Below are 2,634 nucleotides of genomic sequence, written 5' to 3'. Positions count from 1 at the left end.
TTTTCCGGCACTCATGAATGCCAGAAGAAAGTGAGTGCTGGATGGCTAATGCAATCTGCGGCTTCCGGCCGCTGATTGCTTATCCTGTCAATCCTGTTAATCCTGTCTAAGTTTCTTGTTTTTTTAAGACAGGGTTTCAGGAGTAAGCCACTGAATCAGAGATCAGTAGGCGTTGGGGGATTGGGGAATTAAGGGATTAAGGTATTGGGGATTGGGAGGATGAATTCATAAAGAGGGCAAGATAGCCCCCATCTTTCAAAGAAGTAATGATTATTATCTTTACAACTGAAATCTAAAGTCATAAAAAGAAATTGGAATAATTGTTTCATCAACCAGAAAAATAAGGAGCTTTTTCATGAGCAGGGAAAATTTTAAGAACTGGGTCTGCAAGGCTGTGGAAATGGAAGAAAAGGGCAAGGCCTTTTATGAGCAGGCAGCCAAAGAATGTACAACACAGATGGGGCAGAAGATTTTCTCCATGCTTCGCGATGACGAGATCCAGCACATACAAAGAATCCGGGAGATCGAAAAGGCCCTTGACCAGGATTCCGGACTGGAGCAGGCCTGTTGCATGGATGATATGGGAAGCGATGCTGGACAGGCCTTTAAAGAGCTTGCGGAAAAGGTCAAATCCGAAAAGCCGTGCGATTCTACTGCCAAGGCCCTCAATGCCGGCATTGATTTTGAATTGGCCCTGGTCAAGTTTTACGAAGAGGCCCTGGAAAAAGCCTCCGAGGACCTGGAGCGCGATTTCTTAAAGCGCATGATTCAGGAGGAAAAGGGGCATTACGTGCTTTTAAGCGATATGCAGTACTATTACGAAGACCCGGAAGGCTGGGCCCTGGGTAAAGCCAGGTCCGGACTGGACGGGGCATAGGTTTATTATGCGCCGGGAGTTGAACATACTAATCGGCGGAGAGGCGGGGCAGGGCCTGGTCACTGTTGGAGAACTGCTGACCAGGGCCCTTATCCGTTCAGGCTACCAGGTACATGTCACCCAGAGCTACATGTCGAGAATCAGGGGCGGGCACAATACCTATGCTGTACGGGCCGGGATTGAAAATGTGCATGGCCCGGCTCAAGGAATAGATATCCTGGTGGCCCTGAACTCTGAAACCCTTGAGCTGCACCGGGAGGAGCTGACTCCAGGCGCGGTGGCCCTGAAGGACAAAAACGCCCAGGCTTCAGATTTAGAGGCAGTAGACATCCCTTTTGCAGACCTGGCCGGGTCCGCATTGTACGAAAATGTGGTGGGCCTGGGCGTTCTAAGTTATATCCTGGGCCTGGACCGGGAGATGCCGGCCGGATGCATCCGTTCTGCTTTCGAGCAAAAAAAGCCGGAAGCAGTGGACAAAAATCTGGAGGTTCTGGACAAGGCCTATGCATTTGCATCCAAGAGCGGTGTTGCCGGTTTCAACTTAGATGAGCCCAAAGGCAGTGCCGGTCTGATGCTTGCAGGCAACCAGGCTCTTGCCCTGGGGGCCCTGTGCGCGGGAGCAAATTTCTGCTCGTATTATCCCATGACCCCTTCCACCGGTATTCCCATGACCTTGAATTCTTACGCCCGGGATTTCGGTATGGTTGTGGAACAGGCAGAGGATGAGATTGCAGCCATAAACATGGCCCTGGGGGCCTCCTATGCCGGGGCCAGGTCCATGGTGGCCACCTCCGGAGGAGGCTTTGCTCTTATGTGCGAGGGTGTGAGCCTGTCCGGCATGACCGAGACTCCTGTTGTCATAGTGGTAGGGCAGCGCCCTGGCCCGGCTACGGGGCTTCCCACCCGTACCGAGCAGGGAGATCTCAACTTAGTGCTCTACTCCGGGCACGGGGAGTTTCCAAGGGCTGTGCTGGCTCCTGCAGACCCCGGGCAATGCTTTGTCCTGGCCCGCAGGGCCTTTGACCTGGCCGAGAAAAGCCAGGGGCCGGTTTTTATCCTCACGGATCAGTATCTGGCCGACTCCTACCGTAACGTTCACCTGCCTGATCCGGAAATCCTGGAACCGGTTGCCTCCCCGGAAGTCTGCGGGGAAGTACAGGAAGAATATGAAAGGTACGCCTTTACCCCAAGTGGAGTATCGCCGCGCATTATACCTGCCATGTCCCGCTGCTTAGTGGTCCTGGACAGCGACGAGCATACCCCGGACGGACACATTACCGAGGATCTGCAGGTACGTAAAAAAATGGTGGACAAAAGGCTGAAAAAGGGAGATATCCTCAAGCAGGAAGTAATCCTTCCGGCATATACAGGCCCGCAAAACCCAAAAGACCTGCTGGTCTGCTGGGGCTCCACCCGGGGACCGGCCCTGGAGGCCAGGGAAATCATGGGGTCTGAAAATACTGCTGTGCTGCACTTTTCCCAGGTGTGGCCTCTGGATGCGGAGCATTTCAGGGATTACCTGCAGCGGGCGCAACGGGTTGTATTTGTTGAATCCAATGCCACGGCACAGTTCGCCCAGCTGGTGAGCAGCATGGTCCAGCCGGCTAATATGGCCTATGTGTTGCGTTACGACGGTCTGCCCCTGGATGGACAGTATATTGCAGATAATATCCTGTAAGCCCTCACCGGGGCTCGCCCGGGACATGACCTGAGAGTCACTGAAGGGAAATGGTCATTTAGATTCGAACCACCCCCGG

2 protein-coding genes are annotated in these 2,634 nt (G+C 53.5%); both read left to right on the top strand.

What is annotated here, in order from left to right:
* Nucleotides 1-355: 355 nt before the first annotated feature.
* The gene (locus tag D5S03_RS05060; protein ID WP_008870338.1) at nt 356-877 is read left to right on the top strand and encodes a ferritin family protein; all 522 of its coding nucleotides are present in this window, start codon (nt 356-358) and stop codon (nt 875-877) included.
* A 7-nt stretch (nt 878-884) separates the two neighbouring features.
* The gene (locus tag D5S03_RS05055) at nt 885-2,555 is read left to right on the top strand and encodes a 2-oxoacid:acceptor oxidoreductase subunit alpha (RefSeq protein ID WP_008870339.1); all 1,671 of its coding nucleotides are present in this window, start codon (nt 885-887) and stop codon (nt 2,553-2,555) included.
* Nucleotides 2,556-2,634: the final 79 nt, after the last annotated feature.

The sequence above is a fragment of the Desulfonatronospira sp. MSAO_Bac3 genome (assembly GCF_003838035.1).
Taxonomy (GTDB): domain Bacteria; phylum Desulfobacterota; class Desulfovibrionia; order Desulfovibrionales; family Desulfonatronovibrionaceae; genus Desulfonatronospira; species Desulfonatronospira thiodismutans.
This window is presented reverse-complemented; position numbering and strand designations above follow the sequence as displayed.